The organism is Streptomyces lomondensis, from assembly GCF_014651035.1.
Lineage (GTDB): Bacteria > Actinomycetota > Actinomycetes > Streptomycetales > Streptomycetaceae > Streptomyces > Streptomyces lomondensis.
Window position 1 is genome coordinate 17,187 of sequence record NZ_BMWC01000014.1, and the last position, 21,053, is coordinate 38,239.

Annotated in this window: 17 protein-coding genes and 1 pseudogene; 6 read left to right on the forward strand and 12 right to left on the reverse strand. The window is 72.8% G+C overall.

Annotated elements, in window-relative coordinates:
• Window positions 1–4 precede the first annotated feature (4 nt).
• On the forward strand, window positions 5–2,347 hold the full coding sequence (locus IE255_RS33605; protein WP_190054187.1) for a SpoIIE family protein phosphatase: 2,343 nt from the start codon (window positions 5–7) through the stop codon (window positions 2,345–2,347).
• Between the two features lie 15 nt (window positions 2,348–2,362).
• On the opposite strand, the gene IE255_RS33610 is transcribed toward IE255_RS33605, so the two are convergent.
• Window positions 2,363–3,235, reverse strand: coding sequence for a helix-turn-helix domain-containing protein (locus IE255_RS33610; RefSeq protein WP_190054188.1), 873 nt, complete (start codon window positions 3,233–3,235; stop codon window positions 2,363–2,365).
• 90 nt (window positions 3,236–3,325) lie between these two features.
• Between IE255_RS33610 and IE255_RS33615 the strand changes: the two genes are divergently transcribed.
• Window positions 3,326–4,219, forward strand: coding sequence for an alpha/beta hydrolase (locus tag IE255_RS33615; RefSeq protein WP_190054189.1), 894 nt, complete (start codon window positions 3,326–3,328; stop codon window positions 4,217–4,219).
• 12 nt (window positions 4,220–4,231) lie between these two features.
• On the opposite strand, the gene IE255_RS33620 is transcribed toward IE255_RS33615, so the two are convergent.
• Window positions 4,232–4,846: a DNA polymerase ligase N-terminal domain-containing protein gene (locus IE255_RS33620; protein ID WP_190054190.1), complete on the reverse strand. Its 615-nt coding sequence runs from the start codon at window positions 4,844–4,846 to the stop codon at window positions 4,232–4,234.
• A 37-nt stretch (window positions 4,847–4,883) separates the two neighbouring features.
• Complete coding sequence (locus IE255_RS33625; RefSeq protein WP_190054191.1) at window positions 4,884–5,714, reverse strand: aldo/keto reductase; 831 nt, start codon at window positions 5,712–5,714, stop codon at window positions 4,884–4,886.
• Window positions 5,715–5,811: 97 nt separating this feature from the next.
• Here IE255_RS33625 and IE255_RS33630 point away from each other — a divergent pair, with 97 nt between their 5' ends.
• Window positions 5,812–6,876: a LacI family DNA-binding transcriptional regulator gene (locus IE255_RS33630; RefSeq protein ID WP_190054303.1), complete on the forward strand. Its 1,065-nt coding sequence runs from the start codon at window positions 5,812–5,814 to the stop codon at window positions 6,874–6,876.
• Here IE255_RS33630 and IE255_RS33635 read toward each other — a convergent pair.
• Genes IE255_RS33635 through IE255_RS33650 form a run of 4 tightly spaced genes read right to left on the reverse strand, consistent with a single transcriptional unit; the run spans window position 6,839 to window position 11,446 of the window.
• On the reverse strand, window positions 6,839–8,215 hold the full coding sequence (locus IE255_RS33635; RefSeq protein WP_190054192.1) for a glycoside hydrolase family 32 protein: 1,377 nt from the start codon (window positions 8,213–8,215) through the stop codon (window positions 6,839–6,841). The genes IE255_RS33630 and IE255_RS33635 overlap by 38 nt on opposite strands.
• Window positions 8,212–9,066 carry a carbohydrate ABC transporter permease gene (locus IE255_RS33640; RefSeq protein WP_190054193.1) on the reverse strand — a complete coding sequence of 285 codons (855 nt, stop codon included), beginning with the start codon at window positions 9,064–9,066 and terminating at the stop codon, window positions 8,212–8,214. The genes IE255_RS33635 and IE255_RS33640 overlap by 4 nt, the downstream gene beginning before the upstream one ends.
• A 17-nt stretch (window positions 9,067–9,083) precedes the next feature.
• Window positions 9,084–10,040: a carbohydrate ABC transporter permease gene (locus tag IE255_RS33645; RefSeq protein WP_190054194.1), complete on the reverse strand. Its 957-nt coding sequence runs from the start codon at window positions 10,038–10,040 to the stop codon at window positions 9,084–9,086.
• Complete coding sequence (locus IE255_RS33650; protein ID WP_190054195.1) at window positions 10,037–11,446, reverse strand: extracellular solute-binding protein; 1,410 nt, start codon at window positions 11,444–11,446, stop codon at window positions 10,037–10,039. The genes IE255_RS33645 and IE255_RS33650 overlap by 4 nt, the downstream gene beginning before the upstream one ends.
• A 160-nt stretch (window positions 11,447–11,606) precedes the next feature.
• Here IE255_RS33650 and IE255_RS33655 point away from each other — a divergent pair, with 160 nt between their 5' ends.
• Both IE255_RS33655 and IE255_RS33660 read left to right on the forward strand, forming a co-directional pair.
• Window positions 11,607–13,151, forward strand: coding sequence for a glycoside hydrolase family 32 protein (locus IE255_RS33655; protein WP_190054196.1), 1,545 nt, complete (start codon window positions 11,607–11,609; stop codon window positions 13,149–13,151).
• Between the two features lie 87 nt (window positions 13,152–13,238).
• Window positions 13,239–14,213, forward strand: a complete 975-nt coding sequence (locus IE255_RS33660; protein WP_190054197.1) for a TauD/TfdA dioxygenase family protein — start codon at window positions 13,239–13,241, stop codon at window positions 14,211–14,213.
• Window positions 14,214–14,258: 45 nt separating this feature from the next.
• Here IE255_RS33660 and IE255_RS33665 read toward each other — a convergent pair.
• The 5 genes and pseudogenes from IE255_RS33665 to IE255_RS33685 form a co-directional block, all read right to left on the reverse strand.
• Window positions 14,259–14,736: pseudogene (locus IE255_RS33665) on the reverse strand (LLM class flavin-dependent oxidoreductase); the annotation flags it as partial.
• A 55-nt stretch (window positions 14,737–14,791) separates the two neighbouring features.
• Window positions 14,792–16,297, reverse strand: a complete 1,506-nt coding sequence (locus IE255_RS33670) for a metallophosphoesterase family protein (protein ID WP_190054198.1) — start codon at window positions 16,295–16,297, stop codon at window positions 14,792–14,794.
• Between the two features lie 47 nt (window positions 16,298–16,344).
• On the reverse strand, window positions 16,345–17,181 hold the full coding sequence (locus tag IE255_RS33675; RefSeq protein WP_190054199.1) for an MHYT domain-containing protein: 837 nt from the start codon (window positions 17,179–17,181) through the stop codon (window positions 16,345–16,347).
• Window positions 17,182–17,300: 119 nt separating this feature from the next.
• Window positions 17,301–18,056, reverse strand: coding sequence for a dienelactone hydrolase family protein (locus IE255_RS33680; protein WP_190054200.1), 756 nt, complete (start codon window positions 18,054–18,056; stop codon window positions 17,301–17,303).
• A gap of 145 nt (window positions 18,057–18,201) precedes the next feature.
• Complete coding sequence (locus IE255_RS33685; RefSeq protein WP_190054201.1) at window positions 18,202–18,822, reverse strand: L-threonylcarbamoyladenylate synthase; 621 nt, start codon at window positions 18,820–18,822, stop codon at window positions 18,202–18,204.
• A gap of 530 nt (window positions 18,823–19,352) precedes the next feature.
• Between IE255_RS33685 and IE255_RS33690 the strand changes: the two genes are divergently transcribed.
• Complete coding sequence (locus IE255_RS33690; protein ID WP_190054202.1) at window positions 19,353–20,840, forward strand: helix-turn-helix domain-containing protein; 1,488 nt, start codon at window positions 19,353–19,355, stop codon at window positions 20,838–20,840.
• Window positions 20,841–21,053 lie beyond the last annotated feature (213 nt).

The window sequence follows — 21,053 nt, forward strand, 5'->3', positions numbered from 1 at the left end:
CGATATGGAGGACGCCTCCGCTGCTGCGATCATCGACGCCCGCGGCATTGTGACGGGGTGGAGCGAGGGTGCCCGGCGGCTGACCGGCTACTCGGCCGAGGAGGCCGTGGGCCGGGCCGTGCGGGAGCTGCTCGCCGAGGATGTGCCGCCCGAGGCGGTGGCCGCGCGGTCGGGCACCGTCATGGTGCGCCACCGCGACGGTTACCTCGTCGGGGTCCGGGTGACAGCGTGCGCCGTGACCAGCCGGGACGGGAAACCGCACGGATACGTGGTCACCGCCGCACCACCCGGACGCGCGGAGACCTCCCTCGCGGGCCGCGCGTTCCAGCAGGCGTCCATGTCGATGTCCGTCTTCGACACCGGCCAGCGCTACCTGCGGCTCAACGAGGCCGCCTGCCAGGTGATGGGCGTGTCCGAGGAGACCCTGCTCGGCCGGCACTTCCCGGAGACCGTCGAGGAGGCCGAGCACAGCCGGGGCTTCAACTGGCACCTGCGCCACGTCGTCGAGACGGGCCGGCCGCTGCGGTACGAGAGCTACACCGGCGCACCCGCCCTGAACCGGGAGCACGCCTGGGTCACCGAGATGTGGCCGGTCCGGGACGCCGCCGGCCAACTCCTGGGCACCGCCCTGGCCGCGTTCGACAGCACCGAGCAGTACTGGGCCCGGCAGCGGCTCGCCCTGCTGAACGAGGCCGCGGCCGCCATCGGCACCACCCTGGACGTGGTGCGCACGGCCGAGGAGCTGATCGGCGTGGTGGTGCCCCGGTTCGCGGACTTCGCCAGCGTGGACCTGTTCGACTGGGTCCTCGGCGCGGACGAGCCGCCGGCGGTGTCCGCCGACGAGATCACGCTGCGGCGGGTCGCCCACGGCTCCGTCACCGAGGGCACGCCGGAAGCGGCCGTGCACCTGGGAGAAGTGGACGTCTACCCCTCGTTCTCGCCGATCGCCCGGGCGATGCGGGAGGGCCGGGCGATCATCAGCCAGGCAGGGGAGCCGGCGTTCATGCGCTGGGTCGCCGAGCGCAACGCGCGCGCCCCGGAAGGACGCCCCTACCGCATGGGCGTCCACTCCATGATGGCGGTACCGCTGCGGGCCCGCGGCACCACACTGGGGGTCGCCGTGGCCGTCCGCGTGGCGCAGCCGGACGACTACGGCGACGACGACTCGGTGTTCGCCGAGGAACTCGCCAGCCGGGCCGCGGTCTGCGTCGACAACGCCCGCCGCTTCGCCCGCGAACGCACCACCGCCCTGGCCCTCCAGCACAGCCTGCTGCCCAAGGGCCTGCCCGGCCAGGCCGCCGTCGAGGTCGCCCACCGCTATCTGCCCTCCGGCTCGGCGGCCGGCATCGGCGGCGACTGGTTCGACGTGATCCCGCTGTCGGGCAGCCGGGTCGCCCTGGTCGTCGGGGACGTCGTGGGCCACGGCATCCCCTCCTCGGCGACCATGGGCCGGCTGGTCACGGCCGTACGGACCCTCGCCGACGTGGACCTGCCGCCGGACGAACTCCTCACCCACCTGGACGACCTGGTCACGCACCTCGCGTCCGACGACGAGGGCGACGAGGTCCCGGAACTCGGCGCGACCTGCCTGTACGCCGTCTACGACCCCGTCACGCGCCGCCTGAACCTGGCCGCCGCCGGGCATCCCGCCCCCGCCCTGGTGCTGCCCGACAGGTCCGCCCGGCTGATCCCCATGAGCGCGGGGCCCCCGCTGGGCGTCGGGGGGCTGCCGTTCGAGGCGACGGAGCTCCAGCTGCCCGAGGGCTCCGTCGTCGCCCTCTACACCGACGGCCTCGTCGAGGACCGCGACCGCGACGTCGACCACGCCACCGACGAGCTGTGCCGCGCCCTGACCGTGCCGGCCGACTCGCTCGACGCCCTGTGCGACACCGTGCTGAAGGCCGTACTGCCGGAGGAGCCCGGCGACGACGTGGCGCTGCTGCTGGCCCGCACCCGGGCGCTGGGCGCCGACCAGGTCGCCACCTGGGACGTGACGCCCGACCCCGCGCAGGTGGCCGCCACCCGCCAGGCCGCCACCGACCAGCTGACCGCGTGGGGCCTGGACGAGACGGCCTTCGTCACCGAACTCGTCGTCAGCGAGCTGGTCACCAACGCCATCCGGTACGGCGCCGCGCCCATCCAGCTCCGTCTGATCCGCGACCAGACCCTCATCTGCGAGGTCTCCGACGGCAGTTCGACCTCCCCGCATCTGCGGCGGGCGCACCAGGACGACGAGGGCGGCCGCGGCCTGCTGCTGGTCGCGCAGCTCACCCAGCGCTGGGGCAGCCGGCAGACCACCCGGGGCAAGACGATCTGGTGCGAGCAGTCGCTGACGCCGCTGTTCTGACCGGATCAGGAGACTCTAGGTATCGGGAAGCTCAGCGGAGCCGCCTGCTGATCGTGGCGAGGCGGACGGTACCGCGGTGACGGCGCCCAGGAGGCGCAGGCCGTCGTGGGAGGGAGTGCCGGGCGCGGCGGTGAGGGCGATGAGGTGCTGCTCCGGGTCGGCCGCGTCGGTCAGGGTGGACCAGTCGAGGGTGAGTTCGCCGACCATCGGGTGGCGCAGGTCCTTGGTGCCCGCGGTCCGTGCGGCCACGCGGTGGTCGCCCCACCAGGTCCTGAAGTCCGGGTCCCGCACCGACAGTTCTCCCACCAGCGTCGTCAGGCGCGGATTCTCCGGGTCCCGGGCCGCCTCCATCCGTAACTGCGCCACGCAGGCTCGCGCCATGTAGTCCCAGTCGATGTAGAGGGCCCGTACGGCCGGGTCGCGGAACACCAGGCGTACGAAGTTGCGTCGATCCTCCGGGATGAGTGCGAAGTCGGTGAACAGGGCGGCAGCCAGCGAGTTCCACGCCAGGACGTCGGTGCACCGGCCGAGGACGAGGGCCGGGGTGTTGGTGAGATCGTCGAGCAGGCGCCGCAACTGCGGCTGGACCTGCTGGGCGGGCCGCCGGCGTGGTCGGCCGGCGTCCTTGCCCGACAGCTCGAAGAGGTAGGCCCGTTCGTCCTCACTGAGCCGCAGCGCGCGGGCAAGGGCGTGCAGTACCGGCTCGGAGGCCCGGCGACGCCCCTGTTCCAGGCGGGTGTAGTAGTCGGGGCTGATCGACGCCAGGAGGGCCACCTCCTCCCGGCGCAGACCCGGGACCCGCCGCCGCCCGTCGTCGGGGAGCCCGGCCGTCGCGGGGCTCAGCTCCCCGCGCCGGGCCTTGAGGAAGTCGCCCAGTTCGCTGCTCATGCGATCAAGTCTCGCAGCGCGGAACGGCCCGTTGAGGGGGCCAGTTCTGTCCCCTTATCCCCGCGTGCGGCGCCTGCCAGGGTCGAGGGCATGAAGACAGACGTCACCTTCCTCAGCGGCGATCTCACGCTCGCCGGCATCCTCTTCCTGCCCGACGCGCCCACCGCCGGCCGGCTCCCGGCCGTCGTCGTCTCCCACCCGGGCGGCGGCGTGAAGGAGCAGACCGCGAGCATCTACGCCGAGCGTCTGGCCCGCGAGGGCTTCGCCGCGCTGGTCTTCGACGCCGCCCACCAGGGCGAGAGCGAGGGCGAGCCGCGTGGTCTGGAGGACCCCTTCCGGCGCGCCGAGGACATCAAGTCCGCCGTGAGCTTCCTGGCCACCCGCGACGAGATCGATCCGGACCGGATCGGCGCTCTGGGTATCTGCGCCTCCGGCGGCTACGTCCCCTACGCCGCCCAGACCGACCTGCGCGTCAAGGCCGTCGCCACGGTCAGCGCGGTGGACCTGGGATCGGTGATGCGCGAGGGCCTGGGCCGCACCCAGGACCCGCGGACCATGCGCTCGATGCTCGAACTCGCGAATGCCGCACGCACCGCTCAGGCCCGCGGCGAGGCCGTCCCCCGGCAGGAGTGGATCACCGAGGCCGTGGACGCCGAGACCTACGAGTACTACCGCACTCCGCGCGGTCACCACCCCCGCGCGGTCCGGCCCTGGCCCGTCCGCAGCCTCGACCAGATCATCCAGTTCCAGGCGTACGCCTTGATCCGCCTCATCTCGCCCCGCCCCCTGCTGATGATCGTCGGGTCCGACGCGAACACGGCGTACATCAGCCGTGCAGCCATCGAGCAGGCAGCCGAGCCCAAGGAACTCTTCGTCATCGACGGCGCCACGCACATCTCCCTCTACGACAAGGACGAGCACGTCACCCCGGCCGTCGCCAAGCTCACCGCCTTCTACGCCACCCACCTCGCCGCCGGATCCTGACCCCTCACGCGCTCACTCCCCGGCCGCGTCCGAGGCGACCTGGGCGAGGGTGCGGCCGGACTTGGCCGAACGCGCCCGGCGCGGATCGGGGGCGCCGTGCGTACGGGCCCGGTCCCCGGCCCGCTTCACCAGCAGCCAGGCCTCCTCACCGTCGCCGCCCGCACCGCTGCGGAACCGGGTCAGGGCGTACTCGCCGTGCAGTTTCGAGCCGCTCAGCCGGAACGTGGCGTGCCCGCGCTCCAGCGACTCCGCGAAGTTTACGGGCCGCCCCTTGCGGTCGTGGCTCAGCGGCTCGTACGTGCCGTGGTCCCAGACGATCACGGTGCCGCCGCCGTACTCGCCCCGCGGGATCACGCCCTCGAACTCCTCGTACTCCAGCGGATGGTCCTCCGTGGGCACGGCCAGCCGCTTGTCCTTCGGGTCCGCCGAGGGGCCCTTCGGGATCGACCAGGACTTCAGCACGTCGTCCACCTGAAGCCGGAAGTCGAAGTGCATCGTGGACGCGTCATGGATCTGCACCACGAACCGGGGCAGGTCCCCGCAGGAGGCACCGCTGCCCCGGGGCTCGCCGGTCCGGTCGAAGTCGCGCTTGCCGCGGTAGTCCCGCAGCCGGTCCCGCTCAGCCACCTGCGGCTCCCTCCTGCTCGCGGGCCCCGGGTACCCGTCAGAACTCCTCGTGCACCTCGGGGTCCCCGCCGACCCGCCGGTGCGCCCGGCCGGCCACGGCCCGCATCTCGTCCTCGCCCAGCTCGAAGCCGAAGACGTCGAGGTTGGCGCGCTGCCGCTCGGGGTTCGCCGACTTCGGGACGGGCACCGCGCCCAGCTGCGTGTGCCAGCGCAGCACGACCTGCCCGGGCGTGACCCCGTGCGCCTCGGCGATCCGTGTCACGGCGGGGTCCTCCAGCAGGGGCGTGCCCCGGCCCAACGGGCTGTAGCTCTCGGTGACGATGCCCTTGCCCGCGTGGAAGGCGCGCAGTTCGTCCTGCGGCAGGAAGGGGTGCAGTTCGATCTGGTTGACCGAGGGCAGGACCCCGGTCTCCTTCTCCAGCCGCTCGATGTGCCCGGCCGTGAAGTTCGAGACGCCGATCGACCGCACGAGACCGTCCTCGCGCAGCTTGATCATGGCCTTCCAGGAGTCGACGTACCGGTCCACGCGCGGCAGCGGCCAGTGGATCAGGTACAGGTCGACGTACTCCAGCCCGAGGCGGGCCCGGGACTCCTCGAAGGAGGCGAGGGTCTCCTCGTAGCCGTGGTGCCGGCCCGGGAGCTTCGTCGTCACGACGATCTCCTCGCGCGGCACCACGCCGGAGGCCACGGCACGGCCGACCCCCGTCTCGTTGCGGTAGTTCGTCGCCGTGTCGATCAGGCGGTAGCCCGCCTCCAGGGCCGAGAGGACCGCCGCTTGCGCCTCGTCGTCGCCGAGCGGCCAGGTGCCCAGGCCCAGGGCGGGGAGGGTGGTGCCGTCGTTGAGCGTGTGCGTCGGGATGCTGATCACCGTCGGACCTTCCCGTTGACTGTGTCGTCCCTCCAGCGTCACGGATAGGGTGAGCAATGATCAACCGGACAGGTGGGGGATGAGGACGGCGGACGGCATGGGCAGCGCCGAGCAGCGGCCGGCGACGGGATCGGGGCGTCCCACCTCGCGGGACGTCGCCCGGCTCGCCGGCGTGTCGCACACCGCGGTGTCGTTCGTGTTCAACGGCCGCGCCGAGGGCAACCTCTCGCCCGCCACGCAGGAACGCATCCGGCAGGCCGCCGCCCAGCTCGGCTACCGCCCCGACCCCGTCGCCCGCGGCCTGCGCCGCAGCCGTACGGCCGTGATCGGCCTGGTCACCGACGAGATCGCCTCCTCGCCCTTCGCCGGGCGGCTGCTGCGCGGCGCCATGGACACCGCCTGGACCGGCGAGCACCTGGTCCTCACCGTGGACTCCGGCGGCGACCCGGCCAAGGAGGACGCGGCGGTCGCCGAACTCCTCGACCGGCGCGTCGACGGCATCATCTACGCGGCCATGTCCCTGCGCCGCGTCCGCGTCCCCGAGGGCCTGCACCGCACCCACTCCGTGCTGGCCAACTGCCTGCCCGAGGACGACTCGCTGCCCGCCGTCATCCCCGCCGAGCGCGCGGGCGGCCGTACGGCGGCCCGGCTGCTGCTGGAGCAGGGACACCGGCGGGTCGCGCTCGTCGGCGGGCAGGACGACATCGCCTCGGTGGAGCGGCTGCGCGGCTTCCGCGACGCGCTGCGCGCCGAGGGCATCACCGTCCCCCGCGACTGGGTCGTGCGGACCGGAGGGGAGATCTCCGGCGGGTACCAGGGCGCCGTCCGCCTTCTCGACGGGGCACCGGCCGACCGGCGGCCCACCGGCGTCTTCGCGTACAACGACCGGGTCGCGGCGGGCATCCTGCACGCCGCGACCCGGCTCGGGATCGCCGTACCCGGCGACCTGTCGGTGGTGGGCTACGACGACCAGGAGCACATGGCCGCCTACCTCGCGCCGCCCCTCACCACCGTCGCGCTGCCCCACCGGGCGATGGGGGAGACGGCCGCGCGGCTCCTGCTGGACGCCATCGCCACCGGCCGGACGCCGCCCGCCACGGTGCGGCGCCTGGCCTGCCCGGTGATCAGCCGCGCGTCGGTGGGACCAGCGCCCATCCGGTGACGGCCGCGCCGGACGGCACGCTCAACTCCCTGGTGTCGTCCGCCCGTCGGTAGACACGCTCGGTGATCGTGGCGCGGTCGCCGACGAACAGTTCGTACAGGGAGCCGTCGACGAGGACGCGTACCGTGAGCTCCTCGCCCGGTGGCACCCGGACGACGATCGGCGTCCCGGCGTCCGTGCGGGGCCAGTCGCCCCGGTCCAGCGTCACCGTGCCCTCGGCCGGATCCAGGGCGACCGTCAGCTCGGCGCCCGAAGCCGAGCGCAGGAGACTCACGCTGGTGCGGCCACGGGCGCTGACGGTCAGGTCGTACGCCTCCGGCAGCGCGGCCCGGCCCGGGGCGGTGACGAACGGTTCGGCGGCGTGCAGCCGGTCCAGCTCCGGGGCCGGGGCCACGCGCAGCGCCCCGTCCGGGTGGACGTCGACGACACGGGGAGCGGTGAGGACACCGGCCCAGTCTGCATCGCCTTGCTCGCGGGCCTCCCAGGACCAGCCCCACATCAGGGCGCGGTCCGGCTCCTGGAGCACGGCGGGGGCGTAGAAGTCGCGGCCGTGGTCGAGCCGGCCGCCCGTGCGCGCGGCGAAGCGGAGCTCCGCGTCCAGACGGCCCGTCAGGTAGCCGGTCGTCCACGGGTTGCCGTCCCACAGCGACACGACCAGAACCCAGTCGCCGCCCCGCGTGGCGTACAGCTGCGGGCACTCCCAGCCGGTCGCCCGGTCCCCGAACGCGGCCCGGGCGGCCGGGTCCCGGCCGTCCAGGAGTACGCCCGCGAACCGCCAGTCGGACAGGTCGTCGCAGTCGTACAGCAGGACCGACGGAGTACCGTCCGCGTGCCCCGCGCCGACCAGCGCCCAGCGCCGCCCGTCGTGCCGGAAGACGAACGGGTCGCGGAACATCGTCACGTCCAGGCCCTCCGGCGGGCCCGTCACGACCGGGTGGGGCAGGGGAGTCCACTCGGTCAGCGCGGGGTCGTCCGGGTCCGCCGCCCGGGCCAGGCAGATCGCGCCGAGGCCGGTGTGGTTCCGGTCGACCCCGGTGTAGACGGCCGTCGGCACGCCCCCGTCGTCGACGACGCACCCCGACCAGCAGCCCGCCTCGTCCGGGCCGCCCGGGGCCGGGGTGAGCGCGATCGGGTGGTGCTCCCAGGTGACGAGGTCGGCGCTGGAGGCGTGGCCCCAGTGGACGTTCGCGTGCACGGGTGCGTCCGGGTTGTGCTGGTAGAAGAGGTGGTGGCGGCCACGCCAGCGGAAGGGACCGTTGGGGTCGTTCATCCAGTGGGCGGGCGGGCGGACCCGGAAACGCGGGGCGTGCGGGTCCTGCGGGGGAGCGGCGAGGCTCAACGGTTGACTCCTGCGGACGTGATGCCCTCGCGCAGAGGGCGCTGGCCGACGACGAACACGAGGACGGCGGGGATCATGGAGAGCACGACACCGGCGAGGACGACCGAGATGGAGCCGGTGCCGAGGTTGCCCTGGAGGGAGACCAGCCCCAGCGGCAACGTGTAGTTCTGGCCCGACGTCTCCAGGATCAGCGGCCGGAAGAACTCGTTCCAGTGGTAGTTGAACGCCAGGACACCGACGATCGCGAGGCCGGGCGCGGCCAGCGGGGCGTACACGGACCGGAAGGTCCGCCAGGGCCCGGCCCCGTCCAGCATCGCCGCCTCGCCGAGGTCCTTGGGCATGCCCAGGAAGTACTGCCGCATCAGGAACGTGCCGAAGGCGGTCGGGAACGCCGGGATGATCAGCCCGAGCAGGGTGTCGGTCAGGCTCATCGACTTCAGGACCAGGAACACCGGCACGATGGTGACCTGCAGCGGCACCATCATCGTCGCCAGGACCAGCCCGAACAGCGGCTTCTTGAAACGGAACTCCAGCCGGGCGAAGGCGTATCCGGCAAGTCCCGCCGTGATCATCTGGCCGACCGCGATCAGGGCCGTGACCAGCGTGGAGTTCAGCGCCAGCAGCCAGACGTCGATCTGGTCGAACACCCCACGGTACGCCTCGGTGGAGGGGTCGGACGGGATGAGCTGGGGCGGCAGGTCGAACGCCTCGGCGGGGGTGCGCAGCGAGGTGGAGACGGTCCACACCACCGGGCCGAGCGTGAGCAGCGCGCACACGGTCAGCCCGGCGATCCGCGCCCAGGGCGCCAGCCCGTGCCGCACGCGGCTGGAGGACAGGGTTGCTTGGCTCATGGGAAGACTCACCCGGCTCACTGGTAGTGGACGAAACGCCGGCTGAGCCGGAACTGGAGGGCCGTGACCGCCATGATCAGCACGAACAGCAGCACACCCACCGCGGACGCCTCGCCGAAGCGCAGCTGCTCGAAGGCGCTCTCGTAGATCACCATCACGACCGTGCGGGTGGAGTCGCCCGGCCCGCCGTTGGTCAGGACGTAGGGCTGCTCGAAGACCTGGAGCGCGTTGATGATGCCGACGACCGAGGCGACCAGCAGCGTCGGGGACAGCAGCGGCAGGGTGACGGACAGGTGCTTGCGCAGGCCCGTCGCGCCGTCCAGGGCGGCGGCCTCGTGGACCTCCTTCGGGATGTTGTTCAGCCCGCCGACGAACAGCAGGAACGAGAAGCCGAACTGCTGCCAGACGTAGACCAGGACGACCGTCGCCATCGCCGCGTTCTCCGACGTCAGCCACGGCACCGGCGCGATCCCGACGAAGCCGAGCAGCCAGTTGACCACCCCGAAGTCCTGGTTGAACAGGTACTTCATCACCACCGAGATGGACGCGGCGGACAGCACCAGCGGGAAGAAGAACGCCGAGCGGAACACCGACCGCAGCCACACCGGCATCCGCCCGTTGACCGCCAGCGCCAGGACCAGCGCGACGAGCAGTTGCAGCGCCACCGCGAGCACCATGAACACCAGCGTGTTGCGGAAGGACACCAGCACGGTCTCGTCGCCGAACACCTCGCCGTAGTTGGCGAGTCCGGCGTAGCGCGGCGGGTCGATCACGTTCCAGTGGAAGAGGCTCAGCACCACCGAGCCGACGATGGGCACGACCGTGAAGACGACGATGCCGACGATCGTCGGGGCCAGGAACAGCGTGGCCAGCAGGCGGGTACCGCGGTCCCGGGCTGGGGGACGCTGTGGAGCCGGGGCCGGCGGGGCCGCGCTGCCGGACGCGCGCACGGGCGGTATCTGGGTGTTCGTCATACGTCACGCTCCATGGCCTTCTCCAGGTCGCCCTGCATCCGGCGCAGCGCGGGACGCACCGAGCGCGGGGAGGCCAGGGCCGTGCCGGTGTGCTTCAACAGCACCTGCTCGACCTCGGCGACCTGCGGCGGCGCCGGGATCGGTCCCGTGTCGGGGAACCGGTCGAGGGTGTCGTAGAAGACCGGCCAGTTCGCCGGGCCGGACTTCTCGTAGCGGTCGGCGGTCAGCAGCGAGCGGCGCGCCGGGGTCGTCTGGTTCGTCGTGAACAGCCGCTCCAGGGTGTCCCTGCGGGCGGCGTACTTGATGAACTCCCACGCCTCGTCCTGCATCTTCGAGGTGCGCAGCAACGCGTAGCCGGCCGCGCCGTACTGCATGCGCTGGGTGCGCCAGCGCGGGAAGTACTGCACGTCGAACCCGTCCCGCTCCATGCCCGCCAGGTGCAGTCCGCCCGCCCAGAAGCCGCCCGCCGGGGTGACCCCGACCCGGCCGGTGGAGAACACGCCGATGAGGTTCTGGCCGTTGCCCCCCTCCGGGCGGGTGCACAGGCCCTCCTGGATGAGCGAGGCCAGATAGTCGTAGACCTCCTCCACGCGGTCGTGCGTGGCCTGCGGCGTCGTCCAGCGGAAGCCCCCGCCGCGGCCCGCGCGCTGCCCTGCCGGGTAGAAGCCGTCCCACAGCCACTGCCCGCCGGGCGCCTTGGACTCGGCGAGCAGGTTGGTGTCGTTGGCGAACAGCCAGGGCACCACACCGCCCCACAGCCGGTTGGTCCAGAAGTACGGCGTGAAACGGGAGCCGCTCGACCTCTTCATGTCCCGCAGCAGCGCCGTGAAGTCGTCCCGGCTCCAGTCGGGCGGCGGGAACTGGGCGCCCGCCCGCTCCAGCACCTGCCGGTTGAAGTACATGTCGGCGGCGTTGAACTCCACCGGCAGCTGGTACAGGCTGCCCTCGTACATCATCGACTCCACCAGCGACGGGTGGACGTCGGCGAAGTACTCCTTCAGCTCGGCCGCGTCCCGCTTCACCCACCTGTCCAGGGCGACGCCGAGGCGCTGCGCGAACAGCTGCACGCCCTCGGTGGCGACATAGACGAGGTCGGGGGCGGTGCCCGCCGCGACCTGGGTGAGGATCTTCGCGAAGAAGTCCGACCAGTCGACGGCCTGGACCGCGTTGATCCGGAGCTTGATGTCGGGGTGCAGCTCGGCGAAGCCCTCGCGGAGCGTGCGGATGGCCTCCGGCCCGTAGGCGGGGCCCAGCGTGGCGACGACGAGGGAGCCGTCGTCCCGGCCGGGGATGTCGGCTCCGGTGAGCCGGTCCCAGCTCGCGGCGGTGCCGGCCAGGGCGGCGGCACCCGCGCCGTAGGCGCCGTACCGCAGCAGGGCGCGGCGGGTGAGGTGCGAGTCGGTCATCGTGTGAGGGGCCTAACTCGTGTTAGCCGTGGGTTGATGCCCCAGATGATGTGAGCGCGACGAGAACCTGTCAAGGCGTGCGGGCGCTTGACCTTTAACGAGTTAGGTCCGAAAGTCCTGATCCCATGAGCCGCCGTTTCCGACGAGAGGAACGAGTGTGATGGGCAGGATCACCAGGAGAGCGCTGTTCGCCGGGTCGGCCGTGGGGGCGGCCGGCGCCGTGCTCCCCGCCGCGGCGGGCCCGGCCGCGGCAAGGCCCGGGCCGGCCCGTACGAGCTACCGGGCCGCGTACCACTTCACCGTCCCCGAGCAGTGGAAGAACGACCCGCAGCGCCCGGTCTGGATCGACGGGGAGTACCACTACTACTACCTGCACAACGCCGACTACCTGTCCGGCGAGGTCGGCACCGCCTGGCGCCTGGCCACCAGTACCGACCTGGTCTCCTTCACGGACCGGGGGATCGCCGTGCCCAAGGACACCACGCCCAACGGCGACGTCTGGTCGGGCTCGGCGGTCGTCGACACGGAGAACACCGCGGGCTTCGGGGCGGGCGCGGTCGTCGTCCTGGCCACGATGTCCCCGCACGACGGCCCGGCCGACCAGGCGCAGTACCTGTACTACTCCACCGACGGCGGCCGCACCTTCACCCCGTACGGCACCGACCCGGTGCTGCCCAACCCCGGCGTGCGCGACTTCCGCGACCCCAAGGTCATCCGCGACGAGGAACGCGGCCGGTGGGTGATGACCCTCGCCGAGAACGACAAGGTGGGCTTCTACCACTCCGCCGACCTCAAGTCCTGGACGTACGTGAGCGGCTTCGTCAAGAGCGGCATCGGCGTGCTGGAGTGCCCCGACCTGTTCCGGATCCGCGCCGGGGACGGCACGGTGAAGTGGGTGCTCGGGGTGAGCGCCAACGGCAAGGGGGCCGGGCTGCCGAACACGTACGCGTACTGGACGGGCTCCTTCGACGGCGGCGCCTTCACCGCCGACGCCTCCGAGCCGCAGTGGCTCGACCACGGCTGGGACTGGTACGGGGCCGTCACCTTCGACAAGCGGGCCGCCGACGGCGCACTCGACGAGACGACCCGCTACGCGATCGGCTGGCTGAACAACTGGGACTACGCCCACATCACGCCCACCATCGACAGCGACGGCTTCAACGGCACCGACTCGATCGTCCGCGAACTCACGCTGAAGCGCGCGGCCGACGGCACGTACCACCTGGCGTCCCGGCCGGTCGCCGCGCTCGACCGGTACGTCTCGCGCACGGTGCGGTTGGGCGACCTGGAGGTCGACGGCACCCGCGTGCTCGACTACCGGGGCACGGCCTACGAGCTGACCTGCGAGATCACCTGGGACCAGTCGGCCGGCGCGGGAGCGCAGCTGCGGCGCTCCCCGGACGGTGTCCGGCACATCGACGCCGGCGTCCACCGCGACTACGCCTTCCTCAACCGCCGCCCCAGCGTGTCCCCGGACATGTCGGGCCGCTGGCAGGAGAGCCGCAGCCCGTTCGACCCGTCCCGGCGGGCGGTGCGGCTGCGCATCCTGGTCGACCGCACCTCCGTGGAGATGTTCGTGGACGACGGCCGGTACACCCACTCGTCGGCGGCCTTCCCGTACCTGGTCGACACCGGGCTCGCGCTCTTCACGATCGAGGGGAGGGCGGTGTTCCGGAACACCGTGATCCGCGAGTTCAGCGTGTGAGGACGCCGCTGCGGTGTCGCCCTCGGCGGGGATCACTGTCACGATCTTCGGGAAGGACGGACCACGCCCACGACCAGCGGAGTGCGCATGACGACGGACAGCCGGACGACGGACGAGGCGGCGCGGGACGCCGGGGTGGAGGTGAGGCCGGTCGCCGGGTACATCGGGGCCGAGATCGGCGGCGTCGATCTGGCCGCGGATCTCGACGACACCGTGGTCGCGGCGATCCGGGCGGCGGTGCTGCGGTGGAAGGTGGTGTTCTTCCGGGGGCAGCGGCTGGACCACGCCGGGCATGTGGCGCTCGCGCGGCGGTTCGGGGAGCCGGTGGTGCTGCCGCGCCGCGGGAAGGCCTCGCCGCCGGACTTCCCCGAGATCGAGACGACCGCCGACCGGCTGGAACTGGGCGGGCGGTACGGCATGGAGCACGACGAGTGGCTGCGGCGCCGCCGCCACACCCTGCTGCGCGGCTGGCACTGCGACCACGGCGCCCGCGTGGACCCGCCCGCGGCGACGATCCTGCGCGCCGAGACCGTCCCGCCCTACGGCGGCGACACCACCTGGGCGAACCTGGCGGCGGCGTACGCCGGCCTCTCCGCGCCGCTGCGGCAGTTCGTCGACGGACTGCGGGCCGAGCACCGGCTCGGCGTCGGCTACCAGCCCCGCCCGGGCGACGACGCGTACGTCCGGCACCTGCTGGACCGTCAGGTCGCCTCGCTCCACCCGCTGGTGCGCGTCCACCCCGAGACGGGCGAGCGGATCCTGTACGTCAACGGCTACTACGTCGAGCAGATCGCCGGCCTCTCCCGGCCCGAGAGCGGCGCGATCCTCCAGATGCTGCTGGAGCAGGCGGTCCGGCCCGAGTACACGGTCCGGTTCCGCTGGGAGCCGGGCAGCGTGGCGTTCTGGGACAACCGCGCCACGATGCACCTGGCCCCGGGCGACACCGCCCACCTCGACCACCCGCGGATCATGCACCGCGTGATGCTCGCTGGGGACGTGCCGGCCGGGGTGGACGGCACGCCGTCCGAAGCGATCACCGGGAGCGAGCCCGGCCGCTGGTGACGCTCACGCGGCGGGCCGCCACCCCAGCGCCGGGCCGAGCCCGGTCGCCATGTCGCCGGGCGAGGCGGAGTCGGTCGGGATCACGACCAGGCCCTGCGAGACCCGGGCGGCTTCACCGTCGGGGTGGGCGGCCCGGAAGGCGCGGATCTGGGCCAGCTGGATCTCCGCGAAGTCGTAGGGGCCCTGAGGCGCCTCGGCCTTGACGACGCTGCTGGTGAGGAGGTTCATGCCGTGCTCGCCCGCCCAGCCCGGGGGAGTGCGGCTGCACCCGGTCGGAGAAGGTCTCGAACCCCTCCGTCCCGCTGAAGTCCGTCACCGGCTTGCCCCGCACGGAGTCCAGCAGCCGCTCCACTCGCCCGTAGCCGAAGTCCTCGGCGTCGGCCGTGTCCGGGTAGAGGGCGCCCCTGACCTGGTCGAAGTGCGTCGGCGGGCCCATGCTCACGCCGGGGTTGAGCCGGCCGCCCGACAGCAGGTCGACGGTGGCCAGGACGGCGGCGGGGGAGGAGATGCCGTACTGGAGGTTCAATGGCATACGGCTGTGCCAACCCGGCGGCGGCCCGCGCTGTTCCCGCCGCGGGTCAGCGCAGCGGGATCGTCACCTCGTCCTCGACCGGCGGGTCGAGCTCCTGGGCGCGGTTGCCGGTGGCCGCGTAGCAGCGCAGCCGGACCGACTCGGGGGAGACGTCCAGGCGCAGGAAGCACTTGAAGAACGGCGGGCTGTACGTCGCCGAGCTCGGCGAGAACAACGAGGTGTAGATCTTCCGCACGGGCAGCCGGAACCGCTTGGCCCGGTCGGGGCGGCGGCCGGTGCCGAGCAGCCCGGCGACCAGCCGGACGCGCCGGGTCACGCGCGTGTCCGCACCTGGGACCCGGGTGGGCGGGATGCCGAGGCGCTCGGCGATCACGGCGGTCGCCTCGGCCTCGGTGAGCGTGAAGAAGCGGCGCATCCGCAGGCGGCGGCCGTAGAGCCGGCTGTAGAAGGCGAGCGAGTCGCCGCGCAGCGGGTAGCAGCGGAAGTCCCGCTCGGTGACGTTCGCGACGTCGACGCGGGGGATGGTGTGGGTGGCGTGCATGAAGGCCCCGCCCCCGCCCGCCACCACGTACTGGAGGGTGCGCCCGTCGTCCAGCCGGACCGGATAGCGCTGGTAGTTGTGGATGTCGCCGCCGATCGCCGCCACGTAGTGGTGCGCCGGGTCGCGGACGACGGCGTCGACCGTGCCGCCCCCCTCGATGGCGCACGGTTCCTGCCGGCCGTCCACGTACAGCGGCGAGCCGGTGACCAGGATCTTCGGGCGCGGCCCCTGGGAGACCTCGCGCAGCCAGGCGCCCTGCTCGGCGTCGAGGGTGCCGAGCAGGCCCGTGTCGATGCCGATGATCCGCACCGGTCCGGCGTCGATCGCCCAGTACGGGCCGGGCTGGACGGCCTGCTGGGCGGGAGCCGAGCGCAACTTCCGTGCCTCGTCGAGGCGTTGTCCGTCGTCCGGACGCGGCCGGTGCCACAGCAGGGACCGCAGCCTGGCCCGGCCGAGGGGACGCGGCCGGGGCTCGGGCGGCAGCGGCGGGGCGTCGTCGCAGAAGACCCGCATGAAGCCGCCGAGATCCTCGTACCAGTCGTGGTTGCCGGGTATCGCGTAGATCGGCGCCCGGTAGTCCCGGTACGGCCGGAAGAACTTGGTGCCGTAGTCGTCCGCGCTGCCCACCGGGTAGATCACGTCACTGGCCAGGATCGCGAAGCGGGTGTCCTGACCCGTCTTCAGCAGGCCCGGCACGACCGCGTACTGCGGGTCGTCGCCCTCGCCGGTGTCGCCGATGACCAGGAACGAGAAGCGGTCCGGGTCGTCGCGCCGGATCACCTTGTCGGCCGGTGCCCCGGCGGCCGCACGCTGGGCCACCCACCGGGCGCGGGTCCGGCCGGTGGGGTCCCCGAACCAGGAGGCCAGCACGCCGTTGCGGGCCGCCCACAGCATCCGGGGGTCGAGCCAGGAAATCTTCTCGACCTGCCGCGGCATCAACTGCCGGTAGGCGCCGTGTTCGGTGGAATTCCAGCCGGCGCCCTCGGCGGTATCGCGTGAGGAGTCAGACACCGGTGCACCGTAACAATCGATCTCCGGGCCATCCGCAGGCGGGTTCCTCACCGCCGCCGGACGGGCGACACCGTGTCGTGCCGCGAACTGCGGGGCGCCGGTACGGAGTTGATGGGCGCCCTGGCGTCCCGGCCGGACGGGGGCTGCCGCTCGCCCAGTACCAGCAGCGGATCGACCATCACCACGACCCCGGCCAGCAGCAGGAAGACGACCGGCCCCAGCAGCATGGGCAGCAACAGGGACAGGGGCGAGTCGCCGGCCCAGGTCCCGCCGGTCGTGTCGTGCACATGGACGCTGACGGCGGCCATGCCCGTGTAGTGCATGCCGGACACCGCCACGCCCATCACCAGGCTCGCCCCGAGGCTCGTCCACAGGCCGCGGACCGTGACGGCCGCCCACAGCGCGGCGGTCGCGGCGGCGATGGCGATCAGCACGGACAGCGTGACCCCGACCGGGTCGTAGTCGATGTCGCCGTTCAGCCGCATCGCCGCCATGCCCAGGTAGTGCATGACGGCGACGCCCAGTCCCGTGACGACCCCCGCGACCGCCAGAGTGGCACCGCTGGTGCCGCGGTAGCCGACGATGAACACGCCGATGCCGACCACGACGACGGCCACGACGAGACTGAGCACCGTCGTGGCCGCGTCGTACCGGACCCGGGTCTCCTCCACGTGGAAGCCGATCATGGCGATGAAGTGCATCGTCCAGATGCCGCACCCGATGGAGGCGGCGCCTAACGCCAGCCAGCCCGGCTTCCCGGAACGGGCGTTCGGCAGCGAGCGCACGATGCACCGCAGCCCCAGCGCCCCTCCCAGACAGGCCATCAGATAAGCCGCCACCGGGGTCACCGCACCGTAGCGGAACCCCTCGACCGTGCCGTCCATGAGCCAACTCCCCCCGAGTCACGGCTGTGTCCAGCAAGGTCTACGTGCAGGGATCGGGGGAGAGCAAGCCCTTACCGCCGGTAGGGAAACAACTTCTGCTGACCAAGAGTCGATTGAGGTCAGAATGTGCGCTTCAGCAGGTCGAGCAGGGCCGCCCAGTGCCGCTCCTCGCCCTCCTGGTGGTAGGAAGCGGTGTCCCGCTGCGTGAAACCGTGGGGCGCGCCGGTGTACACCTCGCACCGGTGGCGGACGCCCGCCGCGGTCAGCGCCTCCTCCAGGCGGTCGATCTGCTCCGGCGGCAGCGAGGGGTCCTGGTCGGCGTGGCCGAAGTACAACTCGGCCGTGACCTGGCCGGCCACCAGGTGCGGGCTGTCCGGGGAGTCCGTCGCCAGCCGTCCGCCGTGGAAGCCCGCCGCGGCCGCGACCCGCTCCGGGTAGGTGCCGGCGGTGAGCAGCGAGAGGCGGGCGCCCATGCAGTAGCCGGTCAGCGCGACCGGCCCGTCCGCCGCCGCAGGCGACTCGGCCAGACAGCGCAGGTAGGCACCGGCGTCCCGCATCGCCCGCTCGTTCGTCAGAGCCTGCATGACCGGCATGATCCGCTCGAATATCTCGGGGCGCGCCCCCGGGTCGATGAACTCGGGCAGATCGAACAGCGGGGCGCGGCCGGCCCGGTAGAACACGTTCGGCACCAGCACCGTGTAGCCCTCGGCGGCCAGTCGGTCGGCCATGGACCGCAGCTGCGGACGCAGCCCGAACGCGTCCATGAAGAGCAGCACCGCCGGGTGGGCGGCCCCGTCGGCGGGACGGGCCAGATACGCGTCCGCGATGCCGTCCTCGGTGCGGATGTCGACAGCGGTTCCCTGTACAGCGGTCATGGCTGGGCTGCCTCTCTGCGGAGTGTGGGGCGTCAACCCGTCCGCGTCACGGGGCGGATCATGGTCATCGTGACACGCCGCTTCCCGGGGCATTTCGCCCACCCCCGGCACGCGGCGTATCCGTGAACGGCCCTTGGCGCGCCCTTTACTCGAACCGTGAGGTGTCGCCCGCGCCGCGCCGTACGATCTCGGCCTCCCCGCCGGAGAAGTCGATGACCGTCGTCGGCTCGGTGCCGCAGTCACCGGAGTCGACCACGCCGTCGAGCACGTGGTCGAGGAGGTCCTTGATCTCCCAGCCCTGCGTCATCGGCTCCTCCTCGCCGGGCAGCAGCAGGGTGCTGGACAGCAGGGGCTCTCCGAGCTCGGCGAGCAGCGCCTGGGTGACGACGTGGTCGGGGATCCGCACGCCGACCGTCTTCTTCTTCGGGTGCTGGAGCATGCGCGGCACCTCCTTCGTCGCGGGCAGGATGAACGTGTAGCTGCCGGGCGTCGACGCCTTGATCGCGCGGAACACGTCGTTGTCGACCCGCACGAACTGGCCGAGCTGCGCGAAGTCCTGGCACACGAGGGTGAAGTGGTGCCGGTCGTCCAGCTTGCGGATCGTCCGGATCCGCTCGATGCCGTCGCGGCTGCCCAGGCGGCAGCCCAGCGCGTAGCAGGAGTCCGTGGGGTAGGCGACGAGGGCGTCCGCGCGGATGCTGTCGGCGATCTGGCCGATGGTGCGCGGCTGGGGGTTGTCGGGGTGCACGTCGTAGTACTTGGCCATCCGCCGAGCTTATGCCGCCCGGGTGGGACGGCCGCGGAGGGTGGGGTGTCGGGGTCCGCACTGCCGCGCTCGTACCGAGGGTGGGGGAGACGGGATGTGTTCACGGTGGGGCACGGGCCTGGGCCGGGCGGTGACGGCCCGGGGGCGCGGCTCGTGCTGTACGGGCTGGGTGTGCGAGGGCTCGGCACGGCGCCGGACCCGGCGAGGCGGACGCCGGGCCGTCGCGGCCGCGGCCCCCAGGGCTGTTCGGGCACCCCGTGGGAAGCCTCCGGGTTCCTCGGGTTCACCAGGCGGCGCCGCCCGGGTCGCCGGCCCGTGCGCGGGTGGCGTCCGGCCCCGGGCCGAGGGGCATCGCCCGGAACGTAGGCCCGTGCGCGGGTGACGTCCGGCCCCGGACCAAGGGGCATCGCCCGGGACGTGGCCCCGGCGTCCGGTCCGGCGTTCGGCCCGGAATGAGAGGCTGGGGGCCGTGAGGTAACGTCCCCGACCGGTGCGCCGGAGGCGGCGCGAGGAGCGAGGGGAAGGCCGAGGTGGCTGGCCGAGAGGACGGGAACCGGCGGCAGGGGACGCCGGGCGGTGCGGCCTGGGCGGAGGAACTGCTCGAGCACCTGCGCCCGGCCGGACGCGACGTCCGCAGGGTCGTCGCGTGGCTCGCCGGTGCCGTGGGCGGGTCGGTGGCCCTCCAGGACGCCGCCGGCAACCTCGTGGCCGGCACCCGGTTCCCGCTGGACGACGGCCTCGTCGCGGACATGACCGCAGGCCGCATCGCCTCCGCCGCCTGGGAGAGCCAGGAACGCCACCTGCGCCTGATCCGGGTGGAGCACCCGTCCCACGCGTGCGTGCTGGCCGTGTCCCGCGATACCCCCTTCGACCGGCGGGCCTCCGACATCGTCGCCCACACCGCCCAGGTGATCGAACTGCTGCTGACGGCGGGCGAGTCGACCGCGGCCGGGCACCGGCTCCGGCGGGCCACCTCCGACCTGCGCCTGGCGATCCTGCAACTGCTGATGGTCGAGGACACCGTCGCCGCCCGCCGCGTCGCCGCCGGACTCTGGCCCGGACTGCTCGACGCCGACACGGCGTGCGTGTACGTCGTGGAGTCCGATCCCGCCGACCGCGACCGCATCGCCGAGGAGTGCCTGGAGCGGACCCGCGAGGAGGCGCTGGTCGTGCGCTGCCCGGCCATGGACGGCCATGTGATCGTCGTCAGCCCCCGCGACACCATGGGCGACGCCCTGCGGTCCCTGGTCGGACGGCGCCCGGACATCTTCCTCGGCGGCAGCGTCCGGCAGAGCCTCGCACGGACCGCCACCGCCTACGGACAGGCCGTCAGCGCCCTGGCCGTCGCGCACTTCCGGCCCGACAAGACGGCCGTGTACGCCGAACGCACCCACCCCGAACGCCTGATGGACCCGGTGGCGCTGCGCGGCTGGTCGGCCCGCCTGCTGCGCCCGCTCGACACCCTGCCGCACCACACCCGCGCCGAGCTCCTCGCCACCAACCGCCTGGGCCTGGAGTTCACCGCCGTCAACGCCGCCAAGGTCCTCGGCGTCAGCCGCAACACCGTCCGCGCCCGCATGGAACGCGTGGAGACCCTGCTCGGCACGGACTTCGACGACCTCACGGTCCGGGCCGTCGTCCACCTGGCGCTCAACACCCGGATCGGCCTGCCCGACGCCCAGGCCACGGGCGACGCGGAACACCCCGGGCCGCGGCTCTCCGACCTGCTGTCCGGGCCGGCCGTGCGCACCTGGGCCCAGAACCTGCTGGGCCGCCTCGACGAGGACGCACGCAACCCGCGCCGGACGCTGCGCACCTGGATCGCCGCCGGCGGCAACGCCGAACGGGCCGCGCAGGCCCTGGGCGTGCACGCGCAGACCGTGCGCGAGCACGTCCGCAGCGCCGAACCGGTCCTGGAACGCCAGCTGCTGGCCGGGGGCACCGACCTGTACGAGGTCGTGCTCGCCCACCTCGCCCTGGGCGACCTCGACCTGCCGGTTCTCCACCGCCACGCGTGACGGGACCCGCCTCGGGCAACCGGTTGGCCGGATCACGGCGGGACGAAACCGGGCCATCCGGACTCGGCTGTGCACGGGTGAGCCCAGTTGAGCCCGCAGCGGGCATCGACGCGGTTCACAAGGCCTCGGCCGTGGACGTAAGTTCGAGGCACCGCGGGGGCCCGACCGGAACGGGGGACCGGTCGCGCTCCCGCGAGCTGCCCCGGGGAGGCG